Source organism: Leptospira noumeaensis (assembly GCF_004770765.1).
GTDB lineage: Bacteria > Spirochaetota > Leptospiria > Leptospirales > Leptospiraceae > Leptospira_A > Leptospira_A noumeaensis.
Window position 1 is genome coordinate 1,187,087 of record NZ_RQFK01000026.1, and the last position, 25,105, is coordinate 1,212,191.

The 25,105-nt window shown below is 39.4% G+C and carries 26 protein-coding genes and 1 tRNA gene; 17 read left to right on the forward strand and 10 right to left on the reverse strand.

Annotation, left to right across the window (positions count from 1 at the left end; all coding sequences use genetic code 11):
- The first annotated feature begins 3 nt into the window (after positions 1 to 3).
- The 5 genes from EHQ24_RS13795 to pheS are packed head-to-tail and all read left to right on the forward strand — an operon-like array spanning position 4 to position 5,974.
- Complete coding sequence (locus tag EHQ24_RS13795) at positions 4 to 1,875, forward strand: motility-associated ABC transporter substrate-binding family protein (RefSeq protein ID WP_135602150.1); 1,872 nt, start codon at positions 4 to 6, stop codon at positions 1,873 to 1,875.
- Positions 1,872 to 2,945 (forward strand): hypothetical protein, encoded by a 1,074-nt coding sequence (locus EHQ24_RS13800; RefSeq protein WP_135602151.1) that lies wholly within the window; start codon positions 1,872 to 1,874, stop codon positions 2,943 to 2,945. The genes EHQ24_RS13795 and EHQ24_RS13800 overlap by 4 nt, the downstream gene beginning before the upstream one ends.
- A gap of 1 nt (position 2,946) precedes the next feature.
- Positions 2,947 to 3,561: a hypothetical protein gene (locus EHQ24_RS13805; RefSeq protein WP_135602152.1), complete on the forward strand. Its 615-nt coding sequence runs from the start codon at positions 2,947 to 2,949 to the stop codon at positions 3,559 to 3,561.
- The gene (locus tag EHQ24_RS13810; protein WP_135602153.1) at positions 3,558 to 4,952 is read left to right on the forward strand and encodes a UDP-N-acetylmuramate--L-alanine ligase; all 1,395 of its coding nucleotides are present in this window, start codon (positions 3,558 to 3,560) and stop codon (positions 4,950 to 4,952) included. The genes EHQ24_RS13805 and EHQ24_RS13810 overlap by 4 nt, the downstream gene beginning before the upstream one ends.
- The gene (gene pheS / locus EHQ24_RS13815) at positions 4,949 to 5,974 is read left to right on the forward strand and encodes a phenylalanine--tRNA ligase subunit alpha (protein ID WP_135602154.1); all 1,026 of its coding nucleotides are present in this window, start codon (positions 4,949 to 4,951) and stop codon (positions 5,972 to 5,974) included. Before EHQ24_RS13810 ends, pheS begins: the two co-directional genes overlap by 4 nt.
- Before the next feature lie 61 nt (positions 5,975 to 6,035).
- Here the strand turns inward: pheS and EHQ24_RS13820 are convergent, their stop codons facing one another.
- From EHQ24_RS13820 to EHQ24_RS13835, 4 genes are read right to left on the reverse strand one after another with little or no spacing between them, the layout of a single operon-like run.
- A complete protein-coding gene (locus tag EHQ24_RS13820; RefSeq protein WP_135602155.1) occupies positions 6,036 to 7,565 on the reverse strand; it encodes a thiolase C-terminal domain-containing protein in 1,530 nt (509 codons plus the stop codon).
- 15 nt (positions 7,566 to 7,580) lie between these two features.
- Positions 7,581 to 8,375, reverse strand: a complete 795-nt coding sequence (locus EHQ24_RS13825; RefSeq protein WP_135602156.1) for a hypothetical protein — start codon at positions 8,373 to 8,375, stop codon at positions 7,581 to 7,583.
- Positions 8,372 to 9,508 (reverse strand): LIC_10450 family protein, encoded by a 1,137-nt coding sequence (locus tag EHQ24_RS13830; RefSeq protein WP_135602157.1) that lies wholly within the window; start codon positions 9,506 to 9,508, stop codon positions 8,372 to 8,374. Before EHQ24_RS13830 ends, EHQ24_RS13825 begins: the two co-directional genes overlap by 4 nt.
- Positions 9,505 to 9,789, reverse strand: a complete 285-nt coding sequence (locus EHQ24_RS13835) for a hypothetical protein (protein WP_135602158.1) — start codon at positions 9,787 to 9,789, stop codon at positions 9,505 to 9,507. The genes EHQ24_RS13830 and EHQ24_RS13835 overlap by 4 nt, the downstream gene beginning before the upstream one ends.
- Positions 9,790 to 9,910: 121 nt before the next feature.
- Between EHQ24_RS13835 and rpsT the strand changes: the two genes are divergently transcribed.
- The 8 genes from rpsT to EHQ24_RS13875 all read left to right on the forward strand — a co-directional run bounded on the left by rpsT (position 9,911) and on the right by EHQ24_RS13875 (position 17,610).
- Positions 9,911 to 10,186, forward strand: a complete 276-nt coding sequence (rpsT, locus tag EHQ24_RS13840) for a 30S ribosomal protein S20 (protein ID WP_100741859.1) — start codon at positions 9,911 to 9,913, stop codon at positions 10,184 to 10,186.
- Between the two features lie 103 nt (positions 10,187 to 10,289).
- Positions 10,290 to 10,362: transfer RNA gene (locus EHQ24_RS13845), tRNA-Val, on the forward strand.
- 105 nt (positions 10,363 to 10,467) lie between these two features.
- The gene (glmM, locus tag EHQ24_RS13850; RefSeq protein WP_135602159.1) at positions 10,468 to 11,844 is read left to right on the forward strand and encodes a phosphoglucosamine mutase; all 1,377 of its coding nucleotides are present in this window, start codon (positions 10,468 to 10,470) and stop codon (positions 11,842 to 11,844) included.
- The gene (gene glmS, locus EHQ24_RS13855) at positions 11,829 to 13,664 is read left to right on the forward strand and encodes a glutamine--fructose-6-phosphate transaminase (isomerizing) (protein WP_135602160.1); all 1,836 of its coding nucleotides are present in this window, start codon (positions 11,829 to 11,831) and stop codon (positions 13,662 to 13,664) included. Before glmM ends, glmS begins: the two co-directional genes overlap by 16 nt.
- A 3-nt stretch (positions 13,665 to 13,667) precedes the next feature.
- Complete coding sequence (locus EHQ24_RS13860; RefSeq protein ID WP_135602161.1) at positions 13,668 to 14,699, forward strand: GlmU family protein; 1,032 nt, start codon at positions 13,668 to 13,670, stop codon at positions 14,697 to 14,699.
- Between the two features lie 2 nt (positions 14,700 to 14,701).
- On the forward strand, positions 14,702 to 15,607 hold the full coding sequence (locus EHQ24_RS13865; RefSeq protein ID WP_135602162.1) for an alpha/beta fold hydrolase: 906 nt from the start codon (positions 14,702 to 14,704) through the stop codon (positions 15,605 to 15,607).
- Position 15,608: 1 nt separating this feature from the next.
- A complete protein-coding gene (locus EHQ24_RS13870; RefSeq protein ID WP_135602163.1) occupies positions 15,609 to 17,210 on the forward strand; it encodes a carboxyl transferase domain-containing protein in 1,602 nt (533 codons plus the stop codon).
- A 43-nt stretch (positions 17,211 to 17,253) separates the two neighbouring features.
- Positions 17,254 to 17,610 carry an STAS domain-containing protein gene (locus tag EHQ24_RS13875; protein ID WP_135602164.1) on the forward strand — a complete coding sequence of 119 codons (357 nt, stop codon included), beginning with the start codon at positions 17,254 to 17,256 and terminating at the stop codon, positions 17,608 to 17,610.
- A 42-nt stretch (positions 17,611 to 17,652) separates the two neighbouring features.
- Here the strand turns inward: EHQ24_RS13875 and EHQ24_RS13880 are convergent, their stop codons facing one another.
- Complete coding sequence (locus EHQ24_RS13880) at positions 17,653 to 18,213, reverse strand: DJ-1 family glyoxalase III (RefSeq protein WP_135602165.1); 561 nt, start codon at positions 18,211 to 18,213, stop codon at positions 17,653 to 17,655.
- A gap of 124 nt (positions 18,214 to 18,337) precedes the next feature.
- On the opposite strand from EHQ24_RS13880, the gene EHQ24_RS13885 reads away from it, so the two are divergent.
- Genes EHQ24_RS13885 through EHQ24_RS13895 form a run of 3 tightly spaced genes read left to right on the forward strand, consistent with a single transcriptional unit; the run spans position 18,338 to position 21,429 of the window.
- Positions 18,338 to 19,504 carry a trypsin-like peptidase domain-containing protein gene (locus EHQ24_RS13885; RefSeq protein WP_208725779.1) on the forward strand — a complete coding sequence of 389 codons (1,167 nt, stop codon included), beginning with the start codon at positions 18,338 to 18,340 and terminating at the stop codon, positions 19,502 to 19,504.
- A 1-nt stretch (position 19,505) separates the two neighbouring features.
- Positions 19,506 to 20,531 (forward strand): Holliday junction branch migration DNA helicase RuvB, encoded by a 1,026-nt coding sequence (ruvB, locus tag EHQ24_RS13890; RefSeq protein ID WP_135602167.1) that lies wholly within the window; start codon positions 19,506 to 19,508, stop codon positions 20,529 to 20,531.
- Positions 20,512 to 21,429, forward strand: coding sequence for a TonB family protein (locus EHQ24_RS13895; RefSeq protein WP_135602168.1), 918 nt, complete (start codon positions 20,512 to 20,514; stop codon positions 21,427 to 21,429). Before ruvB ends, EHQ24_RS13895 begins: the two co-directional genes overlap by 20 nt.
- A gap of 9 nt (positions 21,430 to 21,438) precedes the next feature.
- Here EHQ24_RS13895 and EHQ24_RS13900 read toward each other — a convergent pair whose 3' ends face one another.
- From EHQ24_RS13900 to EHQ24_RS13920, 5 genes are all read right to left on the reverse strand, one after another.
- Positions 21,439 to 21,750 carry a hypothetical protein gene (locus tag EHQ24_RS13900; protein ID WP_135602169.1) on the reverse strand — a complete coding sequence of 104 codons (312 nt, stop codon included), beginning with the start codon at positions 21,748 to 21,750 and terminating at the stop codon, positions 21,439 to 21,441.
- 4 nt (positions 21,751 to 21,754) lie between these two features.
- Positions 21,755 to 22,936 (reverse strand): serine hydrolase domain-containing protein, encoded by a 1,182-nt coding sequence (locus tag EHQ24_RS13905; RefSeq protein ID WP_135602170.1) that lies wholly within the window; start codon positions 22,934 to 22,936, stop codon positions 21,755 to 21,757.
- Positions 22,937 to 23,010: 74 nt separating this feature from the next.
- Positions 23,011 to 23,424, reverse strand: a complete 414-nt coding sequence (locus tag EHQ24_RS13910; protein ID WP_135602171.1) for a SufE family protein — start codon at positions 23,422 to 23,424, stop codon at positions 23,011 to 23,013.
- On the reverse strand, positions 23,417 to 23,776 hold the full coding sequence (locus tag EHQ24_RS13915) for a hypothetical protein (RefSeq protein WP_135602480.1): 360 nt from the start codon (positions 23,774 to 23,776) through the stop codon (positions 23,417 to 23,419). The genes EHQ24_RS13910 and EHQ24_RS13915 overlap by 8 nt, the downstream gene beginning before the upstream one ends.
- 62 nt (positions 23,777 to 23,838) lie before the next feature.
- Positions 23,839 to 24,768: a hypothetical protein gene (locus EHQ24_RS13920; protein ID WP_135602172.1), complete on the reverse strand. Its 930-nt coding sequence runs from the start codon at positions 24,766 to 24,768 to the stop codon at positions 23,839 to 23,841.
- Between the two features lie 157 nt (positions 24,769 to 24,925).
- On the opposite strand from EHQ24_RS13920, the gene EHQ24_RS13925 reads away from it, so the two are divergent.
- A complete protein-coding gene (locus tag EHQ24_RS13925) occupies positions 24,926 to 25,105 on the forward strand; it encodes a hypothetical protein (RefSeq protein ID WP_004787310.1) in 180 nt (59 codons plus the stop codon).

Below are 25,105 nucleotides of genomic sequence, written 5' to 3' on the forward strand. Positions count from 1 at the left end.
ATCATGTTTTTAACTGCAGATAGAATTTTACCGTTTATTAGTTTACTTTCACTTTTCGCCTATTTCTTGTTTGATGGGATGGTTGTGGATCCCAAAAGAAGAATTATTTTCCTTGGCGTTATCTTTTTATTTTTAGCTTTTGATACCATCATTCGAGCCTTCTCTAAAGGTTTGCGTAAAGAAGACCAAAACCGCTATATCGCTGCCGGATTTGGGATTGGTGCCTTTTTGTTGTCTGTTTTACGTGATTTTTTAGATCTAAAACCGGTAGCTGGATTCAATGAAGAAGTCAGTGCCATTCCAAAGGTAAGAGAATTTCTTTTACTTTGCGTAGTCCTTCTTTCGATCGTATTTTTACTCCAAGTGGTTTTACTTGAAATTGGAAAATCATCCTTAGAAGCACAAAGTAATTTAGCAAAATCCAAAAATTCCCTACTACAAAATGCAGTTCTTGGATTTTTGTTTGTTCTTCCAATCATCGTTGCTGTTAACTATTTTGCTATCAAACGTAACTATAACTTTGATTTGAGTAGCCAGGGTAAATTTTCTCTTTCTCAAATTTCCCGAAATCTTATCAAACCAATCACAAAAGATATTACGATCACTGCATTTTATCCTCGTCCTTTGGAAGCGGATGGGCCAGCAAACGGAGATAAGTTGGCTGCATTTGCTCTCACTCGAGTTCGTCCGGATATTGAAATCCTTTTGGATCAAATCAAAGCAGAAAATTCACATATAACCGTTCAGTTTATCAATGCGGATGTAGAAGTTGATTTGTTAAAAGAGTTTGGACAGGTTTCTAATGGAACTATTTTTGTCCGTTCCCAGAAACAATCTTTACTCACATCGGGGACTCCTTTTGCAGAAGAAAGGGTAATTGCCAAAGAAACTAAAGATTTGGAAGACTTGGAACGTAAGTTAGTTGGCGCCCTTCTAAATGTCACTACGGAACAGAAAAAAGTATATTTTACCGTTTCCAATGGAGAAAGGTATGGAATGTCCTTTAAGGCACTTCCCAATGAACAAGTAAACCGGTTTGTTTCTTCTTTACAATTTTTAAATTTTAAAGTAGCGGAACTTGGATTTGCACAAGGTTGGCCTTCCAAATTGCCAGAAGATGCAGAAATGTTAGTGGTTCTTGGGCCTACTGTTCCATTTTCCAAAGAAGCAAAAGACGAAATTACTAAATTTGTTTTGGAAAAAAATGGCAAACTTCTCATCACCATGGAACCGAAAGGAAACGAAGATTTCGGGTGGTTACTGACAACGGCTGGCCTGAAATTCAAATCTACTCAGCTCATTGAAAGAGAAGAAAAACCGGGGTTTGTTGTGGCTAAACGTTTTCCAGACAACAGGCTCACTGATTTACTTCAGAAAAAAGATATGGGAATTCTTTTTCCTTACAGTGGTTATTTGGAAACAGATGCTACCATTCCATCTCCCTATGTTTTTAAATCAGAAACTTTGTTAGAATCTGGATTCGAAGCTTATACAGATGAAAATAAAAATGGAAAACTAGATCCTAACGAAAAACGTGAAAGTAAAATTCTTTCCGTTGTTTTAACACCCATGTCACTTGTGAGTGAAAAATCAGGAAAAATTATTTTACATACTGGTACTTCTTGGATTACTGATCAGTTCATTCCGTACGCGATGAACTCTCAGTTTTCCACTGTGTCCATCACAGGTTTATTCCAAGACACTGCTGTTGCAGAAATTCCACTTAAAAAAGAAGAACTTGATACCATTTCCCTTTCCGACAATCAAAAGTTAGTTGCATGGGTGATTGGAGTGTTTTTGTTCCCTGGATTCATTCTGGCAGCGGGATCCTACTTTGTCTATGTTCGCCGAAAAAGTTCTATGATTGAAGTATGAAACAGAAAATTAGTTTAGTAGTCCTTGCCTTTGTTGGGTTGTTTTTACTTTTCTACTGGATGGAAGACCATCCAGAGAACATTTCTGAGACAAATTTTTGGAAAGAAGATTGGAAGTCCATTCAATACATTCCACCGAAAGAAGATTGGTGTGGTGTTATGGAGCCAAAGTTTGCTGATGAAACTATGGTGTTTCGTAAAATTCCTCGTGGATGGAACTTAACTCCAGTTTATACAGTATCATCCATAAAAAATGGAAAACAAACTTCTTATGAAGCCAATTACAATGTAAAAAATAGTTTTTCCGAACTCAGTGTTCTTAAAACAAAGTTGATTGAAAAATCTACACCTGAAATTCAAAAGACTTACTGTTTGGGGATTAGTTCACCATCTTTGACTTTATCAGAAGAAAACGGAACAGATATTGAATTTTCGAAAGACAAACAATTGTTGTTTGGTAAAAAAATTGGATCGGATGAAGGTCGCATATCTGTTTTAGTAAAAGACGAGGTTATAGCTCCTTATAACTATCTGATAGAAAAGTTCCGTTCTCCAGTTACTAGTTTTCGTGAAAAAATGTATGTTACGTTTAATGATGGTTACTTGAAGGAACTGTCTTTTTCTGGTCAGGTTGTGAATGTAAAGGCCGAAAATCGTGCCAAAAAAAACCAATACAATGTTTATGTAAATGATTGGAGCCGTATTACCGGTGAAAGGATTGTTTTACCACCGGATGTGGGAAACCAATGGGAATCTGTGGTGAAGGGACTAAAAGTAGAATTCTATATCGACGAGACGGGTGCCCCGGCTTTTCCTGAACTGAATTCGACACAAGTTCCTGAAGCGGTGTTGGATGTAACCCAATCGGAAGGAATCAAGTTTCGACTTTCTTTTTATCCGTTATGGGAATCCGATTCGGGAAAATGGAGGCCGGTGCGTAGGGAACTGGTTCCTTATTTTACGGAATCCATCACTTGGATGAAAGAAGAATCCTTCCAAAATCTGGTGAATGCTGTCATGAAAGTGAAAAGTGCTTCCCGGTACGAGCGTCCCAACCAGAAAATCCAATAAGGTGCAAAAAGTTTCTACAGTCGCATCTCGGATGGAAATGATCCGAGATTTATTCTACTCTCCCATGTCCGCCTTCGAATCCTATTATCATAAAACGGATTTAGGTGGTCGTGATTTGTGGTTGGCCCATCTCCAACTCATCCTTCTCGCACCAGCGGCCAAGTTTCTCGGTAATTTAATCCAAATTGTTTTGTTCAAAGTATCTACAGTCGATGAAGAAACAAAGTTAACTTACACACAAGGGATGTTGACCTTATTCTTTTTTTATTTAGGATTCTATGTTCTGATTCGGTTGGTTGATAGTTTTCGGATGTATCATCAGATGCGTGACCGTACCAAAGATTGGGAAGGACCAGAGCCACATGTGTTTATGATTTCCTATCTTCCTTTCAGTGCCACAACGATCTTTTGGATTTTTCCTGCACCAATACCTTTGTTTGCGTTAGGTGTTGGTTTTTTATATTCCTTACATTTAGCTTATTATTATTTATCACACCGAAGAGAATGGACATCCTTTGATTTTTTATTTTTCCTTATGAAAGTGATTTTATTTTTTTTGGTTCTTCTTTCGGTTCCTCTATTTATTTACAACCTGGTTAGGACGGTACTCTTTTGAAAATCTTTTTGGTAGGCATTGGTGGGATTGCTATGGGTAATTTGGCCTATATGCTAAAAAATCAAGGTCACGACGTTTCAGGTTCTGATCAAAATCTTTACCCACCTATGTCTGATAAATTGGTAGAGTGGGGATTATCACCTAAATCTGGTTATCGTAAAGAAAATGTTAAAGGTGCGGATTTAGTCATCATAGGAAATGCGATTTCACGTGGGAATCCAGAAGTAGAAGAAGTTCTAAATACCGGAATGGAATACATGAGTATGGCCCAGGCCATCGGAACATTTTTTCTGAAAAATAAAAAACCCATCGTGATTTCTGGAACGCACGGCAAAACAACAACAACGTTTTTAACTCATTGGATTTTAGAATCCATTGGATTAAAACCCGGTCTTTTTGTGGGTGGGATTCGCAAAGACGGATTCCCTGGTTTTGCTCTGGGGGAAGGAGATTATTTTGTCATCGAAGGAGATGAATACGATTCTGCTTTCTTTGATAAAAGTTCTAAGTTTTTACATTATAGACCATACTACTTAGCAATGAATGCTTTAGATTTTGATCATGCTGATATTTTTGCTGATCTCAATGCAATCAAAACCATGTTCAAACGCCTGTTAAATTTGGTTCCTGGTCGTGGTAAGGTTTTTTATTGGAAAGGTTCTCGGAACCTCGTGGAAATCACAAAAGATTATAAACATGCACCCGTGGAATCCTTTGATTTAGGAGACAAAAACTCCATTTTTAAATATGAAAAAGGTATTTTATCTGAGATGCGAACCAAAACAAAATTAAAACCATCTTTGATTGGATCACATAACTACCGCAATGTGGAAGTGGCGACTCGTATTTGTTTGGAAATTGCTCCTCAAAAAAGAAAAGAAATTTTAGAAGCTGTGGTTTCTTTCCCAGGTGTCAAACGAAGACAAGAAAATCTATTTGTTTCCGATAAGAGTTTACTTGTAGAAGATTTTGCTCATCATCCTGTGGCCATCCAAGAAACGATACGAGCTCACAAAGAAGCCTATCCTGGATATAAAATCATTTCACTGTTTGAACCAAGAAGTGCCACCTCACATAGAAATGTTTTCCAAGACGATTTTGCTAAATGTTTTAAAGGAAGTGATGTCAGCATCGTTACCGAAGTGTATCAAGTAGATAAGGTAAATAAATCCTTACGTTTGAATGTCAAAAAACTAGTAAAAGACATCTCAAAGAATACAAAGAAAGACGCATTGTATGCAAAAGATCCCAAAGAAATTCCAGTCCTTCTAAAAAAGATTCTACCAAAATTTCAAAAAGAAAAAGTAATCATCCTTGCGATGTCGAATGGTGCCTTTGGTGGAATTTATCCTGAATTAAAATCATTAATCGAATTACGAGAATCTGTATGAGCCTATCCCAAGAAATCGAAGTTTTAGTTAAAGAAGCAGAGTCTGTTTTATCTTCAGCCACATCCGAACAAGATTTGGATTCTTTAAAAAACCAATTCATTGGTAAAAAAGGAAAACTCACTTCTGTTTTAAAAGGTCTTGCCGCCTTATCCGTGGAAGAGAAAAAAACAGTAGGGAAACAAGCGAACGAAGCACAAAACCGACTCGAAAGTTTTGTTGAAACCAAAAGAACTTCTTTAAAAGAAAGTTTTTATGAAAACAAGTTAGGCCAAGAATTTTTTGATAGTTTGCGACCACTGGCGCCCAAAGAAAGAGGAAGCCTTCATCCCATTTCTCAAATCCAATACGAAATTGAAGATATCTTTACTTCTATGGGTTTTTCTGTGATGGATGGGCCGGAAGTAGAAACGGATGAAAACAATTTCGGTGCTCTCAATTTTACGGAAGACCATCCCGCTCGTGATATGCAAGATACGTTTTATACGGAAGATGGAAATTTACTCAGAACTCATACTTCAGCCATCCAAGTGCGTGCCCTTCGCAAACTAAAACCTCCTTTTCGGATCATTGCTCCTGGTCGTGTGTTTCGATATGAAGAGGTGGATGCCTCTCACGAAAATACGTTTTACCAAGTAGAAGGGATGGTTGTGGGTGAAAATATTTCAGTCGCACATTTGATTTATACTATGGAAACACTTCTTTCTCGTGTGTTTCGAAAAGAAATCAAAACAAGACTAAGACCGGGATACTTTCCATTTGTGGAACCAGGTTTTGAACTCGATATCAACTGTCTGGTTTGTAGTGGAGATGGTTGCAGTGTGTGTAAACATTCTGGTTGGTTGGAACTACTCCCTTGTGGACTGGTTCATCCAAATGTCCTTGAATCAGCAGGACTTGATTCTAAAAAATGGACTGGGTTTGCTTTTGGTCTTGGCCTTGACCGTCTTGTGATGATGCGTTATGGAATCCATGACATCCGGTATTTCCAATCAGGAAATTTAAGGTTCTTAAAACAGTTTTAGTTTTGTTAGGTGGTTGTTGAACCAAAAGGCCAAAGACTTACCGTCCTTGGCCTTTTTCATTTTAACCTAAAAGCACCGCCTGGATTTTTCCTTCGATTTCTTGGAATTCCACTTTTGAATTTCCAAGAGAGAGTCCTTCTTTGGATACAATTTCTACTCCATCTTTTCCATAAAGGTTCGTTAGAACCATCTCTCCATTTTCTTTTGTCGAGCAGGCAATGAGGTAAGGTGGTTTTTTTTCTCCACCTGGATTGAAATAAATGGTGCTTACACTAAGGATGGTGGCTTTTTCTCCCACTTTTGGATTTGGGACATTGACTTCCAATGGTTTTAAAGCCAAAGGTTCTCTTGTTTCTGATTTAGGTTTTTCTTTGGAAAATAAAACTACGGAATTGATGCTATCTATTCCTCCATTTCCTCCAAGCAAACTGACGCTAGGCGGTGTCTCCAGTGTTTTTGGAATGGGATCTACGGCAAGGCCATATTGGCTCGCTATGTCAATGAGACCTGTCGCTCCCGAAAGTGCCATGGCAGCTTGGTAGTTTAAAATTCCTCCACCCAAATTGATTGGAATTTCTTTTGTTCCATTGGAAATTTTTCCTTTGCGAAGTGCCGTTGCAGTTTCTTTCGGTGGTACACCAAAATACAAACCCGCTTCATGGATGACCATTCCTGTAAAACAATCATAAATCCAAGCATAATCAATATCAGAACGTTTGAATCCAGAAGAGGCCACGGCTCTTTCACAAGCAAGTGCGGCTGGACTTTTTAAGTCTTTTTTTTGTATGAAGTATTCCGCATGGGCACTATGTCCGGAACCCGCTAAGTAAATATGTTCGGCATCTTTTTTGATGATTTTGTTTTCAATTAACTTCTGTTTCATGAATTCAGAAGTGATGAGAGTGGCAAATCCATGATCGGTGACAATGGCAATCATCGGTGTACTATAAACTCCAGAAAGGGGTTTTTTTAACTGTTTTTCCGTGAGTGGTTTTTGGAATTGGAAAGCCCGGGGATTGGATTCGGCAAGTGACCGAAAGTGTTTTGTGATTTCTTCTAAATCATCACTGGTCACTCCAGTATCAAACATCATTCGTTCACATAACAAAGAATAAAGACCAATGAGGGTCGCCCCATAAGGCATTTCCCAATCTTTGTGGCAAACAGTGGCCGTGAGTCTTTTTAAATCAGATATTTGTTTGAATACTGATTTGGGAACATCGGCAGCGGCCACAAGAACAACAGCATAAGGATTGGCTTTGACAATGGTATGTGCTTGGCCAATGGCACCGCCTACACTGGCCCCACCTAAATCCACGGTATGACAAGCAAGTCCTCCAAAACCTAAATCATTGGAATCTTTGACTGTAAATCCATACCCTTCTCGGCCAAGAGACTGGGCTTCGATAGATACAAAATCAGTTAAAAAGGGTGCAATTTTAGAACGATCCGTTCCGAGAAAACCAAATAGTTTATCTACAGAACGAAATAATATAGAATGGTATTTTTCTAAAGGAGAAAGATTTTTATAAACTTCCGAATCAAATTCAGATTCGATGGTGTCAGCGACACCGAGTAGAATTGGGTTCATGATGGCTCATTAGAATTAACCTTCCATATTCATCAACGCATTCATTCGAAAATCTTGTATGATTTGTTTGCAACGTTCAGTAATCAAAGTCAGGCTTTCGCCGAATTTTTTTCCGTTAAAGGCATTAAACGCATGAGGATAATCCTTATCGTTGACTTGGACAATCATATCAGGATTGATCCTGTTTTTGCCGACTAAATCTAACACAGAAACTGTGATATTTTTTAGAGCAATACATCCGTCTTTTAAAAGATTTTGGGATGCCTTTTCAATCACAATATTGTTTCCATTCGCATCCAGTAAGGTTTTGATGAACTCTTGCATTTTCATGGAAGGAAGGCCACGTCTTGTCATTCCAATTCGTTCGACTTGTAAAACAGCATCTTGTAAATAGGAATATTCTGGGGTTCCTTTGAAGATATAAATAAGAACCGGAAGTTCTGTTTCTGTAAAATCCAACATAGCACCGTAGAAGTATCTTGTTTCAACTTTTGCGAGTGGATGGAAATCTACTTTTTTATAATTAGCTAACTTCTCAATGGACTCGTCCATAATTCGATTTAGAGTTTGTGCTTTTGCTGCTTCTTTTTTGGCCGCAAGTTCTTGGAATTTGGATTTTAATTGTTCGAGGAAAGTCACTTCTTCTGTGAGAAACTTTGTGATGTTGCCACGGAGTTTCAGGACTTGTAAATATCTTTGTTCGAATCCTGTTTGGTCAAATGCCTTAGGATTTAGTTTTCCGTGTTCTTTGTATTCTGATCTGATTTTTTCTAATATTGCTTTTGTTTCTGCTTCCGACAGTTCTTTCATTTCGATTGTTTCCAGTTCTCAATATCAAGTATGGTTTTATCCAAATCTTGTGCAAAATATAGGGATGCATTTTTTGCATCTACATACATCAACTGATTTGCATATTGTAATTGTTTGACCTGAATTTCATTCTTTAGGTTTAAAATATTCAACAATTGCAAACTAAGTTTTTTGAAATCTTTGACTATAGTATCGGAATGTCTTTGCATTTCAAACAGATGGAGTCTGTTTAATTTTTCTTTATCCGATTCAATAAATTTCATTTCTTCCCTTTTTTCTGCAGGTGCTTTTGAGATATAATACGTAATAGGACGAGGATAAGATGTCATTTCCTTGTGAAGATCGATCATTTTATCAAGGGCTTCAAATACTTGTGATTCCATTTCACGAGCAAAGTTCCCAACAATATTTTTGTTTTCGGATGGGTCACCGGTGAGTTCAAAGATCCGAGAAGATTGTAAGTTCCGAATGATGGCTGTGACACGTTCCCTATAAGTGGATAATAATTTGATAAAGTCTTCTATACTTTGGAAGGCCGTTTTGTCGCCGTCTTCTCCCACTTGTAAGTTGGGTTCTGTATTTGTGATTCCTTCCGGTTCCTCCGTTTTTGGTAAATCCGGTGTGTTGAGAAGACCGTCATGAGAAAGTGGTTCCTCGGTCGTAAGGGGAGGTGGTGTTTCTCCTTCAAAAATATCCAAATCTACATCTTCCTGCATCAGATTATCTTCTGGATCGGAATCGGGATTGTCTTTTTGAGATTCAAGCGGTTTGTCCGTTGGATTTGGCTGAGTTGAGGATTGTAATCCAACTAACTTCCCTAATATGGGATTTGCTTTTAAACCCTCAGAGATTTGTGTAGTGGGTGGAGGTGTGACTTGAGTTGTCGGATTTGTTGCAGTTTTAGCTGTGTCACTGGAGGCTGAAGAGGGAGACTGCGGAACCACTTCAAAATGATTGCCAATGAGTTTTAAAATCTCAATTCTACGGGTGTCTTTATTAAAACGAAGCGCATAACGGTTGTTATCTTTATCGATATACCTTTGTTGGATTTGAGAAATTGACAATTTGAGAGGATCAATTTCTGAAATGGAATCAATTTTTATATAATGGAATTTTGATTTTTCAGGTGTCACAGTCTTAAAATTTCCAACAAAGCTTCTGTGAAAGCATACGAGAGTAATACGTTCGGGTCAACTTCCTTCTCCCGAGAAATCAAAGTTAAGGTAAAAAAATCGTATCGACTGAGTTCCATACGTTCATAATGGCCTGATTCGCGTTTCTCAAAGGTTCCTGGCTCCATTCCCTCTATTTTCAGGGATAAAATAGCCATTTTTACGACAAGGGCCAGATCCAAGTGTTTTTGTTTTAGGATCTCAAAGAGTTCGGAATCGATCCAAATGAGAATGGGGAACATGTTTTTCTCCTATGGGAAGAGGTTGTGAAAGCCCTCTTTGGTACCCATTTTTTTCTCTTTCGCCTTGACCGTCAGGGTGGTACTCAAAAGATAAGTAAAAATTCCTCGTAGGGGACATTCCTTGGCTAATTTAAAATCATCTAAAAAAGACATTCGCAGAACCGCTCGTAGAAAAGAGCGAAATGGTGAGGATCGCACTGAATTGCGAACTTATGCTCGCCTCCTTCTCAAAGCAATCAAAGCTGGAGACAAAACAGAAGCTCTTACTGTATTCTCTAAACTTGCATCCAAATTGGATAGAGCTGCAAAAACGAAATTAATTCATAAGAAAAATGCGGATCGTAAAAAATCTCGTATGGCACTTCGTATCAACTCCATCGAGACAAAAGCCGCCTAACATTTGCTTTTAGCTAGAAGGAATGAGGCCACCAATGGTGGCCTTTTTTATTTCTAAATCTGATTTACAAAAAACTTCACTCAGGTTCACTGGTCATATTAACGGGCGATTAGCTCAGCTGGGAGAGCAGCTGCCTTACAAGCAGCGGGTCGGCAGTTCAATCCTGTCATCGCCCAAACCGTTTTTCTTTTAATCTTCACGTTTATTCCACTCCTCTGACACATTCCAAAAAGCAAAAAGATAGACTTGCAGTGTGAATCCACCAGCTTTGATAGTATTGTATGCGATTTACAAAAGAGTATGATCTGTCCTCCCTAATGATTTCTATCTCCGGTGTTCGGGGAAAAATAGGACAGGGGTTTGGCTTGGAAGAGGCATTGGCATTTTCAAAATCCTTTGCTTCTATGATGAATGGTGGGACGGCAGTGATTGGGCGGGACTCAAGACCCAGTGGCCCTTATTTGGAATCACTTCTCACCTCAGCTTTGTTAGCTTCTGGAAATTCTGTTTTAACATTGGGACTTGTTCCTACCCCAACAACCAAAGCGGTTGTGAATCTTTCCAAAGCCAATGGTGGAATTATGATTTCCGCCTCACACAATCCTATGGATTGGAACGCATTTAAATTCATTTCTAAAAAAGGTTTTTTCTTTTCGGCAGAGGAAAATAAAAAACTTCTTTCCATCATTCAAAACGGATCTTATCCCAAAGAACAAATTTCTCCCAAAGGTTATATTGATTCTGGTGAAGATTATATTGATCTCCATTTGTCTTCTGTTTTGAAACGTGTAAACGTTGCTAAAATCAAAAAGAAAAAATTTACAGTATTTGTGGATGCCGTCGGTGGTGCCGGATCTTATGTAGTTCCTAGATTTTTACAAATGTTAGGTTGTAAGGTTGTGGCCCATAACTGCAATCCCGATGGAACTTTTCCAAGGCCTCCGGAACCAACGGCTGCTGCTTTAAAATCAGTAGAACCATATTTCAAAAAATCCAAAGCAGACATTGGTTTTGCTTTGGATCCTGATGCAGATAGACTTGTATTGTTTTCACCCAAACGCGGTGCTGTATCAGAAGAATATACTTTGCCATTGGCACTCATGAATGTTTTATCTACGGCTAAGAAAAAAGCCAAAGTTGTTGTGAACTTATCTACTTCTTTTTTAAACGAAGAGGTAGGATCTCGGTTTGGAGCCGAAGTCATTCGTAGCAAAGTGGGTGAAGCAAACGTAGTAGAAGAAATGATTAAGACCAAAGCAGTGTTTGGTGGAGAAGGGAATGGGGGAGTGATTGATCCAAACATCCCATCATTTGGTCGGGACACTTTGTCCGGAATTGCTCATATCTTAAATTTGATGGCTGAAACTGGTAAATCCGCCGATGTTCTTTTAGATGAGCTCCCAAATTTATACATGGACAAACAATCCTTTCCTTTGGCAACGGGAATGTCTTTAGAAAGTCTTTATGAAAAATTTAAGTCTGAGTTTTCTCCGAAAGTCATTTCAGAGAAAGACGGACTTTGGATGTATGTATCCGATTCTTGGATTCACATTCGTCCTTCCAATACAGAGCCAATCTTTCGTGTCATTACTGAAACTAAATCCAAATCTGATTTGGAAACTACCTTAAAGAGGGTAAAACAATGTGTGGAATCGTAGGTTATTTAGGTAAAAGAGAGGCACTCCCTCTCATCATTAAAGGTTTAAAACGTCTTGAATACCGCGGTTACGATAGCGCTGGTGTTGCGTTGTTAAACGGTGGACTTGATATCGTTAAAAAGAAAGGGAAAGTTGCCGATTTAGAAAATGAAATTGGTAATCGAAAACTAGTGGCTACGCTTGGAATCGGTCACACTCGTTGGGCCACACATGGAGAGCCTAATGATCGAAACGCCCACCCTCATACAAGTTCCGATGGAAAATTAGCAATCATCCATAACGGGATCATTGAAAACTATGCATCCATCAAAAAAGAATTAGAGGGGAACGGACATATATTTAAATCAGATACTGATTCTGAAGTTCTCATCCATTTAATTGAAGAAATTAAAAAACAAAACAATTGTTCCATTGAAGAAGCCGTTCGTCTGGCTTTGAATGAAGTGGTGGGTGCTTATGCCATCGTCATCTTATCGAAAGAAAATGAAAGGATGATGATTGCCGCAAGAAAAGGTTCTCCTCTTGTGATTGGAATTGGGGAAGATGAATATTTTGTAGCATCTGATGCAACACCTATCATTGAATATACGAACAATGTAACGTATTTAAACGACCAAGAAATGGCCATCATCAAAGATGGAGATTTGGTAGTTAAAAACTTAGAAAACGTAACCAAAACTCCATTCATTCAAAAATTAGAATTAGATTTGGAAGACATAGAAAAGGGTGGATACCCTCACTTTATGTTGAAAGAAATTTTTGAACAACCTAAGTCTGTGCGTGATGCCATGCGTGGACGTCTTGTCTCAAGAGAACACCATTTGTTCTTAAGTGGGATTGACCAATACTTAAACCGTTTTTTAAATGCGGATCGTTTGATCCTTGTGGGTTGTGGAACTTCTTGGCATGCCGGGCTTATCGGTGAGTATTTATTTGAAGACCTGGCTCGGATTCCTACAGAAGTAGAATATGCATCCGAGTTCCGTTATCGTAATCCCATCGTGACAGAAAGAGATGTGATCATTGCTGTGTCCCAATCTGGTGAAACAGCAGACACACTGGCAGCCATTGAACTTGCTAAGTCGAAAGGTGCTCTTATTTTTGGAGTTTGTAATGTGGTGGGTTCTTCCATCGCACGTGCTTCTCATGCGGGTGCTTACCTTCATGCGGGCCCTGAAATTGGTGTGGCTTCCACAAAAGCCTTCACTTCCCAAGTTAGCATTCTGACAATGATGGCTCTCTATTTAGGACTGAAAAAAGGTTCTATCTCATTGTCTGATTACCAAACTCTCCTTCTCGAGTTGGATTCCATCCCTGATAAGGTGGCAAAAATTCTAACAAAAGATGAAGAAATCTTAAAAATTGCTGAGAACTATTACCGTGCATCTAACTTCCTTTATTTGGGGCGTGGGTTCAATTTCCCAGTGGCACTCGAAGGGGCATTGAAGTTAAAAGAGATTTCTTATATTCATGCAGAAGGATATCCAGCAGCAGAAATGAAACATGGACCAATTGCCCTTATCGATGAAGACATGCCTGTTGTGTTCATCGCTACAAAAGATGGTTCCTATGAAAAAGTAATTTCTAATATCCAAGAAGTAAAAGCAAGAAAAGGAAAAGTCATTGCCATTGTCACAGAAGGCGATACAGACATTAAATCTATGGCAGATTATACGTTTGAAATTCCAAAAACTGCGGATGCTCTTGTTCCGTTACTTGCTGTCATTCCTTTGCAACTTTTGTCTTATCACATAGCAATCCTTAGGGGATGTAATGTGGACCAACCGAGAAACTTAGCGAAATCTGTAACTGTGGAGTAAACAGTGAACCTTCTACTTGACGATTCCAAAAGAAATCCGTCTCTTGAACCACTATCTAGGTTTCATTCTTTTTTTGAATGGAATCTTGGTGGGATCACCTTACTCGAAAAATTAGAAGGTAAGTATCCAGGGGCCAAAATTTTTTATAAAGGCCCAAATCTAGAATTTGAAAAACTAATCTTTCATCGGTATCCACATGTTTTGCCTGCTAACTTGGATTCCTATGATTCGATTTATAGTTCTGATTCTTATTTACCATGGGAGTTACTTGGAACCGTTACTTCTATCATTGAAGACACACTGACTTTAGAAAAAGATTGGAAACGGTTTCGTCAAAAGTACAAAGCAAAACAATCGGGGTTTCATATTGTTGGAAAAGAAAAACACCTCTACATCCACCCGCAAGCGACTGTGTATCCCGGCGTTGTTTTTGATACAACCCATGGACCAATCCTTATCGAAGATGGAGCCAAAATTTCTTCTTTTAGTTTTTTAGAAGGCCCGCTTTTTGTAGGAAAAAATACTCAAATAGACAATGCTCGGATCACCGGGGGTTCTCTCATTGGGAACCAGTGCCGGATTGGTGGGGAAGTCGAAAATTCTATCATCTTAGATTATACCAACAAACACCATGAAGGTTTCCTTGGTCATAGTTTTGTTTCTACTTGGGTAAACTTAGGTGCTTTGTCCACAACGAGTGATTTAAAAAATAATTATGGAATCATCAAACTAAAGATCGGTGATTCGACTGTGAATACAGGAACAATAAAGTTTGGATCTCTCATTGGCCCTTTTACAAAACTAGCGATTGGTGTGATGTCGAATACAGGTACAGTATTTGATATAGCAAGTAACATTGTAGAATCCAGAATCCAAGGTTATGTGCCAGCATTCACTTGGATCAAACCGGGTGGACGTTACCGTTTGGAAGAGTTTCTTTTTGATACCAAAAAAATCATGGCCCGTCGTGGTATGAATCTTTTTGAATTTGAAGAAGAGTATTTGAGAAAGTTATACGGAAGTTTTGCGGAGTGAACATGACACCCAGTTTGTTAGAACATATCAATTCTGGAAAAACAATAGAAATTGATGAATTACGTTTTTTCTATTTGGATGAAGGGAAGGGTGATGAAATTATTTTACTACTTCCTGGGTTTTTGACTACATCATATAACTATCGAAAGTTGGTAGATTTATTATCCACTCATTACCGAGTGATTGCATTAGATTTTTTGGGAACTGGATTTAGCACAAGGCCGGATGGCCCCCTCTCTCATAGACTCCAGGCCCATTATTTGGCTCCATTTTTAGAGAAAGTTGTTGGAGATAAAAAAGTCCATGTTGTGGCCTTTGATTATGCTCTCCCTATCCTTTGTTTCACCTTTAAAGAACACGCAAACCAATATAAATCCTTATCCATTCTTGGTGGATTTATGAAGTTACCTAAATTTCGATTTTATTTTCCCTTACATTTCCTTCGTTTACCTTTGATCGGTGAAGTTTTCTCCTTTTTATTTCGTCCACCACTCCTTCGGATGTTTTATAAACTATTCCTTGTGAAAAAAACACACCATTTAACTTATGAATGGGAAAAGACCATGTACCATTTGTTATTCGAAGGAAAGGCTCGTAAAAACACATTAGAGTTTGTTCGGAATGTGGATCGTTCCACTCATGCCCTTCGGGAAATTGAAGAAGGTGCCAAAAACTTTGTGGGTCTTCGTCAAATTTATATTGGTGAAGAAGATTTTCGTATTTCTCCATCGCAAACAGAGTATATGAAAGAAACACTTCGGACGAGTAGCCTTGTTTTTTTACCTTCCAAACATCTACCCATGGAAGAATGTCCAGAAGTGGTTTTTGAAAAACTCCACTACTTTGTAGATTCCTTTTCGCATAAAAAAACGAAAACCTTTCATTTTAACAAACAGAATAAGGAATAATATGGAAAGAATCATCTCTAAGACGAACCCGCATACCTCCGATTTTGTTGCCAATCGTACGGCTTATTTAGAAACTTTAGTGCCCATTCGCCAAGTTATCGATAATGTAAAGTTAGGTGGTGGAAAGAAAGCCCTTGAAAAACATAAATCAAGAGGAAAACTGACAGCAAGAGAACGAATTGCCGAACTCATCGATGCGGGCACCGAGTTTATGGAAATTTGTGGATTAGCTGGAGAAGGTGTGTATCCTGATCCCGTTCCCTCGGCTGGAATCATCACTGGAATTGGAAAGGTGGAAGGTGTGGACTGTATGATTGTTGCCAATGACGCCACAGTCAAAGGAGGAACCTATTATCCTCTCACAGTCAAAAAACATGTTCGTGCCCAAGAGATTGCCGAAAATAATTCCCTTCCTTGTATTTATTTAGTAGATTCTGGTGGGGCATTTTTACCCATGCAGGACGAAGTATTTCCAGACAAAGACCACTTCGGACGTATATTTTTCAATCAAGCACGAATGAGTGCCAAAGGAATTTCTCAGATAGCCGTCGTTATGGGGTCTTGTACCGCAGGTGGTGCTTACATTCCCGCTATGTCTGATGAATCTGTTATTGTGAAAGGAAATGGAACTATTTTCCTTGGTGGTCCACCACTTGTCAAAGCAGCCACAGGGGAAGTTGTCACCGGTGAAGAGTTAGGTGGTGCGGATGTTCATTGCCGTGTGTCTGGGGTGACAGACCATTATGCAGAAGATGATTTCCATGCATTGGAAATCACTCGTTCTATTGTCAAAAATCTAAATATAAAGTTAGAAACAGCCCCTAAAGAAACAGAAGAACCTTTGTATCCCACAGAAGAGATTTATGGAATCATCGAAAGAGATTCTAAAAAATCATACGATCCAAGAGAAATCATTGCAAGGATTGTGGATGGTTCCAGGTTTCATGAATTTAAAAAACTATATGCCACAACCATTGTCACTGGGTTTGCCGAAGTGTATGGATATCCTGTGGGGATCATTGCCAACCATGGAGTTTTGTTTTCGGAGTCTGCCCTTAAAGCTTCACATTTTATAGAACTTTGTGACCAAAGGCGAATTCCACTTTTATTCCTACAAAACATCACAGGGTTTATGGTGGGAAAAAAATACGAAAACAATGGAATTGCTCGCGACGGTGCCAAAATGGTTAACGCAGTTTCTACGACAACAGTTCCCAAACTAACTATCGTTACTGGTGGTTCTTACGGTGCTGGAAATTATGGAATGTGTGGTCGCGCTTTTGCACCTGAATTTTTATGGATGTGGCCCAATGCTCGGATTTCTGTGATGGGAGGCGAACAAGCGGCAAACGTACTTTGGACTGTGAAAAAAGACCAAAAGGAAGCAGCAGGAGAATCCATTCAGGCAGGCGAAGAAGTGACGTTTAAAAAACCAATTTTAGAAGACTATGAAAAGAAGTCTTCGGCTGTGTATAGTTCTGCTCGCCTTTGGGATGATGGGATCATTGATCCTGCGGATACTCGGAAAATTTTAGGTAGAGCTTTGTCTGTCCTCAGTCGAAGGAAAGAAGAAAGAAAACCATTTGGTGTCTTTCGAATGTAATTTTTGACTTTTCATTCTCATTCGAAATGCAAACTAATTACAAATGATCATCCGCGAGAAGTCATCCAATCAAGTTGCCATCATCACCATTGAGGGTGAGGTTGATTTGTACAATGCAAAAGAATTGAAAGACATTCTCGATGATAAAATGCGTAAAAACCAATACGAAATTGTGGTGAACTTGGAAAAGGTTCCCTTTATGGACAGTTCCGGAATTGGAACACTTGTGACAGCCATGTACAAACTAAAAAAGTATCATGGAAACTTAAAAGTCTGTAGTGTTCATGGTTCGGTGGCTAAGGTATTCAAACTCACAGGAATGGAAAGCCATTTGGAAGTGTTTGATACTGAAGAAAATGCCGTCCTTTCCCTCGTGGAAGAAAGAGAATCTTCCGAATAATCAAAGTTTTGTGCGCTTTTTTTGTAAAACTTTTCGTTAATGTTATGACGGAAGTTGTAAACTAACCTTCACTTTTTCCATCACTTCCTTACCTTCCAATATTTCTAAAATATACAAAGCAAATTCAAAAGCAGAACCAGGGCCAATGCTCGTATGGATATGGTTATGTGAAACAATCCTATCTCCCGTATACTTTCCACCTTTTCCTTTGGCTAAATCATTCGAGTAAGGAAAAGCCGTATAAGGATCATCACCGGAAATGATATCTAAATTTCTAAGTACATTCGGAGCCGCACAAATGGCACCAATCATTTTTGATTGGTTTTGGAAGGATTTTAGAATGGAACTAATTTCTGGATCCGCCATGAGTTGTTTGGTTCCTTCGAGTCCACCGGGAAGGAGGATGGCATCAAATTCACTGGAATTGATTTCTGAAAAAATTTTGTCTGCCAAGTGGAGGGTCTTTCTTGCAGCAAGGATGGGATCTTTTGATTTTCCTATTGAGGTGACTTCTACATTTCCTCTTCTTAAAACATCAATGAGGATGATGGCTTCCATTTCTTCAAAGCCAGGACAGAGGGGAATCAAAACTCGTTTTGCCATACTAAGACTAGTTTGGTTTGGAACAAAATGTTCAAGTTTTTTTGTAAAAAAACGATTCCAAGAAATGAGAACTTTCCTGGAGCTCTGGGGGTCTTATATAAGTAGGAGAGAGTGCTTAGTGTCTATGACTTTTAAAAAAACGAATCCATTACGTTACCTTGCCATTGCTTTTAGTTTTTTACTTTTGGGAACATTTTTGTCACCCATCCTCACTTGTGGAAATTCTTCCGAGAACCCACTGCAATTAAAAGCAGATGGGACTGATAAATTGTCTCCCGCCCAAACTCAAGCTGTGGCTTTAGAAGATGCCTTCCAAGAAGTATTTGATAAAGTTTCACCAAGTGTGGTATCGATTGCCACAGAAAGGACTGTGAATGTCCAACAACACCCGTTTTCAGGAGATCCATATTTTGACCATTTTTTTGGACGTCCCGGTGGGTCAGGTCGTGTGATGAAACAAAAACAATCTGGTCTTGGTTCTGGAATCGTCCTTAACGAAGAAGGTTATATTATGACGAACCACCATGTGATCAAAGACATGGACAAACTCACAGTGAAGTTTAAAAATCAAAAAACCTTTGATGCGAAACTCATTGGTTCTGACGAAACGATGGACATCGCCTTACTCAAGATAGATGCTCCTAAGGGAACACTTCGTCCGATTGTGCTTGCTGATTCCAATAAAGTAAAAGTAGGAAACTGGGCCATTGCCATTGGCGCCCCGCTCGGTTTTGAACATTCCTTTACTGTAGGTGTTGTGTCTGCAGTACAACGAGGCGGAATTGATTCCTCTGGTTTATCCTACATTCAAACTGACGCTGCCATCAACCAAGGAAATAGTGGAGGCCCACTCCTCAATATTCGAGGGGAAGTGATCGGGATCAATCGTATGATTGCGTCTCAATCGGGTGGCTCTGTGGGAATTGGATTTACCATACCTATCAACGAAGCACGGAGAGTTGCTGAAGAAATCAAAACCAACGGGAAAGTCACTCGTCCTTGGATTGGTGTGGGTCTTGATGCTGTCAATGAGGAAGACGTAGAACAACTCAAACTCAAAGATACAAAAGGTGCCATTGTCCGCCAAATCATAAAAGGATCTCCTGCCGATAAAGCTGGTTTGAAACTCTATGATGTGATTGTAGAAATGGGTGGAAAAGAAATCCAAACACCCGAAGAACTCATTGGTTTTGTGAGATCTTCCAAAATTGGAAAACGAATTGAGATAAAAATCATTCGAAATAAAAATGAAATCTTGACTTCCATCACTCCAGAGCAGAAACCAAATTGAGGTGAGTTTAAGAGAAGATTGGATCCAACCGGGCGAAGATGAACCGAGCCTTCGCCCCACAAAATTATCCGAATTTATCGGGCAAAAAGAGGTTCTGGCCAATCTTTCGGTTTATATAGAGGCGGCTCGGAAACGAAAGAGCCCCCTCGACCATGTTCTAATTTCCGGCCCTCCTGGCCTTGGCAAAACCACACTAGCCAATATCATTGCCAATGAACTGGCAGTGGCCTTTACTCCCACATCCGCTCCTGCCATCTCCAAGGGAGCTGATCTTGTTCGATTTTTAACCTTACTGAAAACCAACGAAGTCCTCTTTATCGACGAAATCCACGGCTTTATCAAAAAACAAGAAGAGTTACTCTATCCGGCGATGGAGAACTTCTTTGTAGACCTTGTGGTTGGCGAAGGTGTCACTGCCAACGCCCTCCAGATCCAACTCCAACCCTTTACCCTTGTCGGTGCCACAACTCGCTCTGGACTTGTGAGCGAACCCTTAAAGTCAAGGTTTGGAATCCATCTCAAACTGGATTTTTATACCGATGGGGAAATGCAAATCATCGTGGATCGTTCCGCAAAACTACTAGGTGTGTCTCTTGGGGACGGAGTGGCTTTGGAGATCGGAAAACGAAGCCGAAAAACCCCAAGGATTGCCAACCATCTTTTAAAACGAGTTCGGGACTTTGCCGAAGTTCGTAATGAAACCTCTGTTAGTTTAGAGACATGTCGGTTTGCGTTTGAAAGGATGGGAGTGGATCATTTGGGCCTCGATGCGGTGGATCGCCAAATTTTGGACATCCTCATCCATCGTTATGGTGGTGGGCCTGTGGGAATCAAACCCATTGCTGTGGTTCTTGGGGAAGAGGAACGTACCTTAGAAGACACGTACGAACCTTTTCTTGTCCGAGTGGGCCTCATTGACCGCACACCACAAGGCCGAGTGGCTACGAAAAAGGCTTACGAACATTTGGGAATTGTATATACTGGAAATATCGGGGAAAATCGCGAAAATGGCCCAACTCTCTTTTGATTTCCGGTTACCTGAAAAGGAAGAAGGGGAACGTAGACTTTTCTTCGCTTTCACCTTTGTCATCCTCATCGCTTCCTTTGTACTCGCCCATCTCATCACAAGGAATATGCTTTGGAAGATGTTGGCAGAAGAACAAGCCGCCGAAATGTTAGGGCCGAAAGAACAGGAAAAAATTTACGAAGTTCTTGTAGAACAACAGTTCATCAACCCAGACAAAAAAGACGAATACAAAGCACTCTCTAACAAAGATTCGTCGGGCGGCGGCGGTCTTACCGAAAAACAAGGATTTCATACACTCACACAATTTCGTGAATTCATCATGGGAAGTTCTGCTTCCACTCCAAGCAAAGCCCAACCCAAATCAGAACAATCCAAAGAAGAAGAACTATTTGAAGTAGGAATTTTCAAGGCAGATCCTAAAACCAATTCCAATGCTGAAGAAAGTCCGAACCAGTCCGCAAGTTCCGGACAAATGACAAAAATTCCGTTTAATTATAGATTCCAACAAGACTTTTTGTTTCGATGGGACGGAGCCAAAGCCCTCACAATTCCCACCAAACAATTAGCAGGTTATTATTACTTTAAAAACATGTTAAAACGAATTGAAGAATCTTTTGCTCCGCCAGGTGGTGGAAACTATGCTTACCGAGACGTGGCAGGGATTGTGGCACGAGAAGGAATCAAAGAAGGGGAAACAAAAGTTTTATTTATGTTAAGCGAACAAGGCCAAGTGCTTGATGTACGTTTGGTTTCTTCGCAAGGCCAAGTGGTGGTAGACCAAGCATGTTTGGATTCTATCCGAGGCCAAAACTTTGGCCCGGTTCCAGAAGAAGTGAAATCCAAAGGTCTTATTTTTGGAATCAACTTCATCTTTCCCGGAATCAGATATTATCGTTAGTGGGTATTTTTATTCTGTCACAAGGGTACAACCATACTCTTTAGAAAGATATTTTGCCGTATTGGTTCGTCCCAGTCCTTTTACAGTCACTGATGTGTTTTCTTTATCTAACTTGAATTCGCTAATGGGAACCCACTGGCGAGCAAAGTCATGGCATTGTTCCTCGGAAAGTTGCATCACAAAGTAACAACTACAATATTCTTTTGAATAAAAACTTGAGATGATGGATGGGAAACTGGATAGGTGTTTCCAGTTCCATTGTGCCCAAAACAAAATAAATAAAAACAATAAAGAAAGGAGAACAGAGATTTTTCTTTTCATATGATTACCGAATTACCGACTCTTTCACTAATTTTAAAAAATCATTTTTGATAAACGCTTTTTCGCGGTCATCCCCAAACCGAACAATGATTAAATCAAGACTTGGGATTACATACAACATCTGGCCCCAGTGACCAAGGCCAGCAAAGGTATCTTTTGGGGCATCGGGCCAAGGTTCGTGGATTCCTCTTTCGGGAACACCTGTGTTGGCATACCAGTGGGCAGTATAATTGTCCTCTGCTAAATCTTCAGAGTATGGTGTGGATATGTAACCAGGGGCTGGAGTCCTGGTAAACTGTACCCAACCTTCAGGTAACAAACGTTCGCCGTTCCATATCCCATCGTTTAAATACAAATACCCAATTTTTGCCAAGTCTTTGGCTGTCATATAAAGATAGGAAGAACCAATATAAGTTCCCGAACCATCTCTTTCAAAAGTTACGTTTGTGATTCCAAGAGGTTTGAAGATTTTTTCAAAGGGAAGTTTGTCGTATTCTTCGACTCCATATACTTTTTTGAGAATGGCAGAAAGGATATTGGTATCACAACTAGAATAATAAACTTGGGTTCCAGGTTCTGCACGGAGGGGAAGGCCTGCACAAAAGGCTCCCATATCTTTTCGTCCTCTTGTATATAACATTGCGATCACAGAAGATTTTAACGGACCACTTTCATATCCTTCTTCGGCGGCAAGTCCTGAAGACATATTGAGAAGGTGTCTGATGGTAATTTTTTTATGAGCTTCATCACGACTTAAAGGTTCATAATGATAATAACCGGGATCGTCTAACTTCACAAGACCCGCTTTGACAGCAATCCCATACATAGTTTGTAAAATACTTTTAGAAACAGACCATGTTAAATGAACTTTTTCTTCGGAAAAGTTTCTCGCATATTTTTCATAAATGAGTTTTCCGTTTCTTAAAATCACGAGGGCGTCTGTTCGTCTTCCTTTTCTATCTGTTTCATCCCCCGTTCTTGTGAACGCGTATTCTTCTGCTAACTTTAGTTTGTTTGTAGAAACTCCCACGGATTCAGGGGGAACTACTTTCCAGTTGGGGTTTGGCCATTCAGGTTTTAACCGAGGGGTTAGGGTTGTGACTTCAGGTTCACCACCAAATGGGGAAAGGTCTTTGCTACATTGTAAAAATGTAAGTAAAAGAAGAAAGATAAGACTTCGTTTCATAGAATTCCTTAATCAGATTCGATTCAAAATTCTAAGCGAGGTTGTTTTAGATTGCAAAGGAAAAAAGAAAGGGATTAAACTTTTTCTGCGTATCCCTTTAGTTTTTGTACCATAGAGAAAAGTCCGTTTCTTCTTGAAATGGAAAGAAACTTTGCAAGTCCTACTTCTTCGATAAAACCGAGTGAGGCATCCGCTATATCTTTCGGAGATTGTCCTGAAAATACGCGTATTAAAATGGCAATGAGACCTTTGGTAAGAGCCGTGTCGCTATCGGCATCAAACTCTAGTTTTCCAGCTTCTAGTTTTGGTGCGACCCAAACTCGGGATTGGCAACCAGGGACTATATATTCTTCTGTTCGTTTTTCATCAGGATAGGGGGCGAGTTCTTCACCTAACTCAATGAGGTATTGAAACTTTTCTTCCCAATCAGTTAGATCAGCAAACTCAGCTATGATTTCTTTTTGAATTTCCTCAATGGACTTATTCATGTTTGACATCCGGAGTTGGGATTTCTGCAAACTTATCTTTTTTTCTCATATAAAATTTGTTAAAGTTTGCTGTTGTTAGATTTTTTAATTCCACTCGATTGATTGTGGAAACAGTGAGTTCATACAACTCATCATTGGACTTAAAAAAATAATCCATTCGGAGTTTTTCTTCCAATACATATTCCACACCATTCCAAAGAAGTTTTTTGGATTCAAAATCTACATACAAACATTCTGGAGGTTTGGCAAGTACATAACAAAACTCACCGGCCTTAGGAACACCCTTATAAAACAAACCGCAATCGAAAAAAGAAATAGAAAAGAATATAACAAAAAGAATGCTCTTACTCATTGTAACCAAACTTCTTTGTAAGTTTACTTCTCGAAGAGAGGAAAGTATGTAAACAAATCCAATCATTCTTTTTTTTCCGGTGTTAGATCTAGTTTAGTTTTGACTCCTGGTTTTTCAGAAATCATTTTGGCCACAAGAAGTGGGATCTCTGGATTTTTTTTACCCGAAGAAAGATAAAATTCTTCCAATAGATCAATTCCTTTTTGCGAAAGATTTTGCAAGTGAAAGATGGTAGCTTCTGTAATGATAGAAGTTTCAGTAATCCGATCTGGATTATTTGATTTGGCTTGCCTTAAAAGTGACAATGCTCCTACGTAATCTTTTTTATAATACTTACCTAAACCACGTAAAAAATTCTCTTCCCTTGGTGTGAATTGGATTCCGGCTTTGTAGGTTGGATCTTTTGTAATAGTGATGAGTTTATCAAGGCCACTTGCATCCCCAGCTAACATTGTATTGAAGGTAAGTAACCAAACATAAACGGTTTGGAACTCTGGCGATAGTTTAGAACGATCCAAATTTCCATATTCCATGATCAGAACTTGTGGTCGTTTCACATGGCGGTGTGTTTCGCCGAGGAACAATAGAACCTTGTTGTTATCCCAATCAGAAAATGACGAAGAAGAAAAAGATTCGGCGGTTCTTGCATTCCAAAATATAGAATCCAAGGTAGAATCTGCCAAAATAGAAGATCCAATGAAGTCTTGGAATTCAGAACCCAAGTGTAAAATCAAACTATCATGATCAAAATTGATTCCGATTCGAAATAAATTCCAAAACAAACTCCGCGCAACCAAATGAAATGCTACAGGATCTGTTGGATCTTTTTCAGAATAGGTGGTTGCAATCGATTGGAAATCTTCGATATCTTTTTCTTTCAGATTTCCGGATTTCCAGAGTTCGATTGTTTTTTCTTTGGTTTTTTCCGCTCTGACACTTTGGTCTTTTGCAAAAAGAAAATAAATTTCTTTTCTATAGGTAAACCCTAACACGGACAGACCAAGCGCTAAAACCAATAGAAATAGCGGTGTCTTTGATTTCTTCTTTCTGTGTGGTTCGTACCGGGAGTAAATCGCCATCGTTGGTTCCCATTTTTTTTTGCCCTCCCCACTTGACACGGCTTTTTCTTTGTGATTTAGTGAGAAGGGTATGGAAGATGACTTTTTAGATGATGACGAATTCGATGCAGATAGCCTCAACGAAGACGTCGTAACGTATGCTTGTGAGGATTGTGACCACCGTTGGGAAGCCGAAGGGGAGGACGAATACCTCGATTCTTGGGAACTGATCTGTCCTATGTGCGGATCTTCGAATATCACCGAACTATAA